Here is a 7456-nt window from a genome sequence, read left to right as displayed (position 1 = left end):
CCCAAGGAGGTGCTGGTAGTCGACAACCACTCTACGGACGCAACGGCCTCCATCGTCCAGCAATTCATCGACCAGCATCCTGACCAGCATGTCAAGCTCCTCCACCAGGACAGCGAACAAGGGCTGATCCCCACCCGCAATTACGGACTTGACCGGGCCACAGGCGACGTGCTGGGCCGGATCGACGCCGACTGCATGCTGCGACCCAACTGGGTCGAGGTGGTCTCCGGCATCTTCACCCGTGATCCAAAAGCCATGGGCGCCACCGGTCCTGTGGCTTACTACGACATGCCGGGGAAGAAGATCGGACTCAAGGGCGACAACACCATCCGTCGGGCCATCTATCGGGCCGACGACGGGCAATACCTGCTCTATGGCTCCAACATGGCCCTGCGCGCCACGGCCTGGCGGGCCATACGCAATCAGGTCTGCAGGGATAAAGAGGACATCATGCATGAGGATGTCGATATCTCCTTGCATCTGATTGACCAGGGGTTCAAGACGGTATACTGCAAGGACATGAACGTGGGCATCAGCGCCCGCCGCATGGACACATCCTTCACGTCCTTTCGCCACTATATGCAGCGTTTCAAGAACACCTTCGATGCCCATCCGCAACACACCAGGGAGCAGAAGCCCGAGCACACCCTTTATGCCATCTACCCCATACTCAGAGCCTTCTACCCCGTCTACCAGAAGTACCTGGAATCCGCCGATATCAACCCTGCGGAACGTGTCTGGATCCGCGAACAGATGGAGCTCTTCCACCGGCGCGACCAGGAGCTGGATCAGGAGGACCACTGACCAGCGGACGGCACACCAGGCTTGCCTGGTCCATAGGGGGCGGGTATCATGGGCACGTTCGCCCCCGTCGTCTAACGGTTAGGACACCAGACTTTCAATCTGACAGCGAGAGTTCGACTCTCTCCGGGGGTACAAGGCAAAGGGTTAAAAATGGCGGAATACAGCCGCAGCAGACTCGGACAAGATTCAGTGCAAAACCAGAATCGGGCCGTTTAGAGCTCTATCAAACTAAGATAGTGCACACTTTAGTACACACGTATAACTCGCCTTCGAGGGAAATTCCCTAGCAAAATGACGACTTCCTTGTTTAAATTTCTACAGCTTTGCTTGGTGCAGTCTGCGAGCATGCGAGAGCAATCAAACCTGTTGCCATCCGTAGGCCAGCCTGAATAGCCCTCGCCAGCCATTAGCAACGACTACATTTGATGGGCACTTACCGGAGGGAATCCAAAGCCGGATATAACCGCCGGAACCGGTTGTAACCGGCATCGTACACATGACGGTTTGCGTCGTCGGGTGAATAGACCCGTCCAACAAGGTTCGCTTCCACCAACTTTTCCAAGGCCTGCAGATCGGGCCGGGAAGACGAGCCGGTCTGTTTGCCAACGGAGACCAGCTCGGCCAAGGCCACTGCAGGCATGAGATGGGCATCATCAAGCACCTGAACGGGCGCGTCAAGGATATCCGCCAGCATCTGGCACCATTGGGACTCACGGGTGCCACCACCAATCAGGGTGACGCGTTCGATGGGCGTGCCCAGCAGATCGAGCCCCTGGCGAATCGAATAGGACACACCTTCCAGCGCCGCTCGGGCAAGATCGCAGGCCTCGGTCTCGGAAGAAATGCCGATATAGGCTCCGCGGATCGAAGGGTTCATCATCGGGAAGCGCTCCCCCACCAGATAGGGCAGGCAAATCACACCACGCGCTCCTGCAGGGCTGGACTCCAACAAGTGCCCCATACGTCGATAGGGGTCGCCGTCGCCATCGGTCCGACTGCCCCCCGCGAAGACTCCGGTGGCCCAAGCATGCACATTGCCGGCATTGAGGAATGGCACCGTGTTGATAATGCTGTCTGTGCCCAGATAGGCCAGATTGACCATTCCAGGGCGGTCAGTTACAGCTCGGTCTGTCACTGTGGCAATCCACCCGGATGTGCCCAGGTTGATATTGAACTGACCAGGATGGAATACCCCGCCAGCCAAGGTGGATGCCCCAGCATCACCCATTCCTGCATAGACTGTGGTTCCCGGAGCAAACCCCGTGGCAGCGGATGCGCCCGGCGTGCTGGCGCCGACGCTCTCCCATGGCCAATAGAGTTCCGGGAAGGTCGCAGTATCCACGCCTGCTGCTTCCAGGATGTCCCTTCTCCACTCACGCGAGCACAGATCCATGGCGCCTGCCGTCGAACAGGCCGTCACATCGCCGCAGTAGACACCGGTCAGCCACCAAATCAGATAATCCTTGGCATCGATGAGCACATGGCGAACCTGCGCATACCGGTCGGGCTGATGCCTGGACATCCACATCAGCTTGGCTACGGGCAGGGACCCATCGCACGGGTTCCCCACTCGGGCGCGGAAGGACTCAGCCCCATAGGCTTCAACCAGCTCAGCAGACTCCTCTTCGGCCCTGCCATCCGCGTACAGGATCGCCGGTCCGACGGGCTGCCCCTGCGCATCCAGGGCGATCAGGTCCTGCATCTGCCCACTCATGATGATGCCGGTGACCTGGTCGCTCTTGAAGTGCTCGATATTCCGCCCGGCCCTGGCCAAAAGATCACGGGACACCTCGATGAAGGCCTGTAGCCAATCCTCAGGATTCTGCTCGATACGCCCATCACCCGTGTCAATCGGCAGAAGACCGCTGGACGCGCACCCTCTGGCAGAGCCCTGGTCATCCACAAGAACGGCCTTGACCTGCGTGGTCCCCACATCAAATGCGGCTGTATAGGTCATACCGGTCATCCTAGGCTTTCCCAGCCGCTCAGAGGCTGACATGATCTCGTATGTGGACTGACGCAGTTACCCCTGGGCCCCTGACCAGTCCACCACTGCTTCGACATTGTTCCCGTCCGGATCAAAGACGAACGCCGAATAGTACTTGGGATGATAATCGCGCAACCCTGGAGCACCATTGTCACGGCCACCGGCAGCGAGTGCCTCCCTGTAGAAGGCATCCACCGTTGCTGTATCAGCGGCCCTGAAGGCTATGTGGGTCACCGGCGAGCCAATCCCGTCCTCACTCGGCGTCAGATAAAAGTCCGAGTGGGCCCCATCATCCTCTGCACCGAACCCAATGGTGGGCTCATGGTGGGCCTTGGCCACGTACCCCAATGGTGCCAGGGCTTGGCTATAGAAATCGATGGAAGCCTGGATGTCACGGACCTTCAGCGTCAAATGATCGATCATGTCCAACATTTTATGGGAATCTCCAAGCGGCAGCATCCAAATGCCCGAAATGATCCCTTTTTGCAAACCGCTTGATTCCAGTGAAAAGTCAAACGCAATCCTCAAGGCTGTGTTTCAGATGTACTTACCACCGGGCAGGTGCATGAAGTCCTCCACCTTGTTCCATTTGACTGGGTATCCTGCTCCGTGGGCGCAGAAAACCGAATCAGGGGTGTTCTCCAAGTCGGACTCGGGGTCATAACCGATGGAATCCACAAGAGCATCCTGGTCCTGGCAGGGACGAAACCCGTTGAAAAAACAGGTCAGATGTCCGCTGCCGTGAGTGTAGGCGCTGACCTCGATGGCATAATCACGCATCTGCGATACCGGTGCATCCCCTTCCAGATCGACAGTATCCCCGTCTGCCTGCGGCTGCGCGAAGTTGCCCTTCATCCGGTAGATGTCCGACGTGGCTCTGCCGAGGTTCGCCTGAGGAATGGTGAGTCTGAAATGGTACCAGGGCTCCAGCAGAATATTGCGGGCCTTCATCAGCCCCTGCCGGACGGCCCGGTAGGTGGCCTGGCGGAAGTCCCCGCCTTCGGTGTGCTTGATATGCCCGCGGCCGTCCAGCAGGGTGATGCGCATATCGGTGATGGGCGACCCCGTCAGAACGCCCAGATGCTCCTTCTCCGCCAGGTGGGTCATGATGAGCCGCTGCCAGTTCCCTTCCAGGCGATCCAGACTGCATGTCGACGCAAAACTGAGACCGCTGCCTGGCTCCATAGGTTCCAGGAGCAGGTGGACTTCGGCGTAGTGGCGGAGGGGCTCGAAATGTCCGACTCCTTCGACGGGGGCAGCAATGGTCTCCCTATAGAGAATCCCGCCCTGGCTGAAGGAGACCTGCATGCCGAACCGCCGCTCCAACTGAACCTGAATCACCTCCAACTGAACCTGGCCCATGATACGTAGGTGGATCTCCTGGAGCCGTTCCTGCCAGACAACATGCAGGAGGGGATCCTCATCCTCCAAGATGCGCAAGGCGCTCAACAAGTGATGCGGGTCCACCCCTTCGGCTTCCACTGCATAGGACAGCACCGGCTCCAGCAGAGGAGTCAGATCCTCCCGCTCACACCCAAGCCCCTGCCCCGGACGTGTGAGATCAAGGCCGGTTGCTGCCACGATGCTTCCGGCCTGGGCGCAGTCCGTCAACCTATAGGAATCTCCCGAATAGACACGAAGCTGATCAACCGTCTCCCTCGTCTCAACGTGCTCGTTCTTTCCCATAGCTCCAGCTGTTTTGTACGCCTCCTCAACAGAACCCGATTCTTTGCTGTCTTCATCTCCATGACGGAGTTCGGTGGCCAAAGAAGATTTGACCGGTAGCTCGCCACCGGTCACCTTGAGCCAGGTCAACCTGGCACCCTTGTCATCATGCGATACCTTAAACACCCTTGCGCCGAACTGTTTGCCATACACAGGCGAAAGGGCGTACCGCTCCAGCCCCTCCAGGAGGACATCGACCCCGTCCAGGCGCAGGGCAGACCCAAGGAAACATGGAAAGAGACGACGATCGGCAACCAACCTTGCCAGACTCTCATCCGATATACCATCAGTCTTGAGGTATTCATCCATGACATCCTCGTCAAGCAGGGCCACATCCTCCATATCGCCATGCTCGAGTCCACGGCTCAAATCGAAGCAGCCCGGAGACCAGCGTTGCTTGCAGCTTTCAAGGATGCGGGCGGCATCAGCACCAGGGGAATCCAACTTATTGACGAAAATGAAAGTGGGTACCTCGTAGCGTGTCAGAAGCCGCCAGAGCGTATCGACGTACCCTTCCAATCCAGCGGTCGCGTCGACGACCAGAAGGGCATAATCCAAGACTGACAGGACCCGCTCCATCTCGGCTGAGAAATCCACATGGCCGGGTGTATCGATGAGGGTCAGATCGACATCACGGTAGGTCAGCCGGGCTGGCTTGGAGAAAATGGTGATGCCACGCTGACGCTCCAGATCGTTGGTGTCCAGAAAGGCATCGCCATGGTCCACCCTGCCCAGACGGCGAATTTCCCCGACCCGGTAGAGCATGGCCTCCGAGAGCGTGGTCTTGCCGGCATCGACATGAGCCAGCATCCCCACCACTATTTTCTTGACCATCGGGGCCTCCCTCAGTCTTCACGTTTATGCGCACTCTATGGTCAGTCTGCCGAAACCTGATAAGTCAGGTCGTGAATGACCCGGCCAGCCTGAATCCCCTTGCGCTCAAAGTTGGTTACGATTCTGCCTTCGAACCGCTCCGACTCCATGAACATGGTATGAGGCAGGGATTTGGCCTTATCAGCCGTCCCCTTGCCGACATGCTGAGTGGGCAGACTGACTGGCAGAGTGCCCAGGTTTCTGAATTTCGGGTTGCCGTCCATCACTTCATGCACATGCAGGGCGTAATCCTCGATGTCGGTTGCGATTCGCCAGATGCCGCCTGGCACCAAACACCTCGCCAGATCTTCAGCCAGGGCCGGCTGGACCAGACGACGCTTGTGGTGCTTCATCTTTGGCCAGGGGTCGGGGAAGAAGGTCCAGACTTCCTTGATCAGTTGAGGATCCATCCGGGCCAAAAAGTCAGGTGCGTTGACCTGGGCCAGCCGCAGATTATCAAGGTCGGATTTACCGGCCATCAGCATGGTATGGGCCAACCCCGGCTGATAGACTTCCAGGGCTAGGTAGTTCCGATCGGGGTGCTCCCGGGCGCTGGCCACGACGTTCTCCCCCTGGCCGGATCCGATCTCGACGATCAGTGGCGTATCCCGCCCCCAGACCGACCTGACCATTGCTATATCGCAACACAGATCCTCGGCTACCGTCAACGAACCCTCAGCCTGGCCCAAATCGAGCAGGTATCTGGAGGAATACTGAGCCCAAGCCCTCGCCAGCCGGTCGTTCAGCTTCTCGGATCGCCTCACATAGGAGACGATGGACCTCATGGGGGCCTTGCTCTGTCTTTCTGCACTCATCACAGCTCATATATATCCTAGAAAGCGGATACAAGCGGGCACAATAGTCACATGTGCCCGTGATATACTCAATCTAGAACAAAAAACAACAAAAGATTGCAAAATCGAACAAGCTCTTTCGTCCGGTTTCGACAGGAAAGGCATGCAGATGTCAGTTTTAGTTACAGGTGGCTGCGGATACATCGGCGCCCATGTGGTCCACGCACTGCAGGAGGCCGGTAAGGAGGTCGTCGTGGTCGATGACCTCAGCTATGGCAAGCCCAGCCGGATAGGCAATGCCCGCCTTTACGGCGCCGATGTGTCCGCGCCGGGCGCCGATCAGCGTCTGGCCGAGATCATCCAGGAGAACAAGGTCGACTCGGTCATCCACTTCGCCGCCCGCAAGCAGGTGGGCGAATCGGTGGAGAAGCCCATCTGGTACTACCAGCAGAACCTGAACGGCATGATCAACGTCCTGTCCGCCATGGCAAAGACCGACGCCAAGAAGCTGGTCTTCTCCAGCTCGGCCGCAACCTACGGCGAGCCCCCGGTCGACGTGGTCCCCGAGGACGTGCAGCCCATGGTCCCCATCAACCCCTATGGCCAGACCAAGCTGGTCGGCGAGTGGATGGCCCGGGCCTGCGAACAGCCTTACGGCATCCGCTTCTGCGCCCTGCGCTACTTCAACGTTGCCGGCTGCGGACCAGTCAGCCTGGAGGACCCGGCCGTCCTCAACCTGATCCCCATGCTCTTCGACAGGCTACGGCAGGGCAAGGCACCCGCCATATTCGGCGACGACTACCCCACCCCCGACGGCACCTGCGTGCGAGACTACATCCACGTCTCCGACCTGGCCGACGCCCACATCGCCGCCCTGGACTACCTGGACCGCGACCAGCGCCGCTATGATGCCTTCAATGTGGGCACTGGCCAGGGCACATCCGTTCGCCAGATCGTGGACGAGGTCAAGAAGGTGACGGGCCTACCCTTCACTGAGGCCATCAAGCCCCGCCGCGCCGGCGATCCGCCGCATCTGATCGGAGACCCCACGCGAATCAACACCGAAATGGGCTGGCACGCCAAGTACGGCGTCGAGGAGATCGTTGAATCAGCTTGGAAGGCCTGGCAGGCCAACCCTGCCCACCACATCGACACCGATGGCTGGCAACAGCGGGACTAGGTAGCGACGCGCCGGGGCTTGCATTCCTCCGGCGCTCATGTAAACTTTCCTCTTGGCTGTTCGAGCAGCCTCGGCTCCGTAGCTCAGTTGGTT

General features: G+C 58.9%; 6 protein-coding genes and 1 tRNA gene. 3 read left to right on the top strand and 4 right to left on the bottom strand.

Going from position 1 to position 7456, the window contains the following annotated elements; translation table 11 throughout:
• A partial coding sequence (locus tag AC0AP0_RS06755; protein ID WP_490429833.1) for a glycosyltransferase family 2 protein occupies nt 1-804 on the top strand: 804 nt, incomplete at its 5' end.
• Between the two features lie 60 nt (nt 805-864).
• Nucleotides 865-936, top strand: a tRNA-Glu gene (locus tag AC0AP0_RS06750).
• Between the two features lie 301 nt (nt 937-1237).
• Here the strand turns inward: AC0AP0_RS06750 and AC0AP0_RS06745 are convergent.
• The 4 genes from AC0AP0_RS06745 to trmB all read right to left on the bottom strand — a co-directional run bounded on the left by AC0AP0_RS06745 (nt 1238) and on the right by trmB (nt 6204).
• Nucleotides 1238-2770, bottom strand: a complete 1533-nt coding sequence (locus AC0AP0_RS06745) for a xylulokinase (RefSeq protein WP_490429832.1) — start codon at nt 2768-2770, stop codon at nt 1238-1240.
• Between the two features lie 57 nt (nt 2771-2827).
• On the bottom strand, nt 2828-3214 hold the full coding sequence (locus tag AC0AP0_RS06740; RefSeq protein ID WP_254478349.1) for a VOC family protein: 387 nt from the start codon (nt 3212-3214) through the stop codon (nt 2828-2830).
• 114 nt (nt 3215-3328) lie between these two features.
• Nucleotides 3329-5350 (bottom strand): GTP-binding protein, encoded by a 2022-nt coding sequence (locus AC0AP0_RS06735; protein ID WP_490429830.1) that lies wholly within the window; start codon nt 5348-5350, stop codon nt 3329-3331.
• A gap of 41 nt (nt 5351-5391) precedes the next feature.
• Entirely contained in the window at nt 5392-6204 is an 813-nt protein-coding gene (gene trmB, locus AC0AP0_RS06730) for a tRNA (guanosine(46)-N7)-methyltransferase TrmB (RefSeq protein ID WP_490429829.1), read from the bottom strand.
• A gap of 148 nt (nt 6205-6352) precedes the next feature.
• On the opposite strand from trmB, the gene galE reads away from it, so the two are divergent.
• Complete coding sequence (gene galE / locus AC0AP0_RS06725) at nt 6353-7363, top strand: UDP-glucose 4-epimerase GalE (RefSeq protein WP_490429828.1); 1011 nt, start codon at nt 6353-6355, stop codon at nt 7361-7363.
• Nucleotides 7364-7456 lie beyond the last annotated feature (93 nt).

It is taken from the genome of Bifidobacterium sp. POST2/T3 (B1) (assembly GCF_058197115.1).
This window is presented reverse-complemented; position numbering and strand designations above follow the sequence as displayed.

Coding starts and splice junctions, on each gene's coding strand:
- AC0AP0_RS06735 (WP_490429830.1), bottom strand. CDS start 5,350: ATGGTCAAGAAAATAGTGGTGGGGATGCTGGCTCATGTCGATGCCGGC.
- trmB (WP_490429829.1), bottom strand. CDS start 6,204: ATGAGTGCAGAAAGACAGAGCAAGGCCCCCATGAGGTCCATCGTCTCC.
- galE (WP_490429828.1), top strand. CDS start 6,353: ATGTCAGTTTTAGTTACAGGTGGCTGCGGATACATCGGCGCCCATGTG.
- AC0AP0_RS06740 (WP_254478349.1), bottom strand. CDS start 3,214: ATGATCGATCATTTGACGCTGAAGGTCCGTGACATCCAGGCTTCCATC.
- AC0AP0_RS06745 (WP_490429832.1), bottom strand. CDS start 2,770: ATGACCGGTATGACCTATACAGCCGCATTTGATGTGGGGACCACGCAG.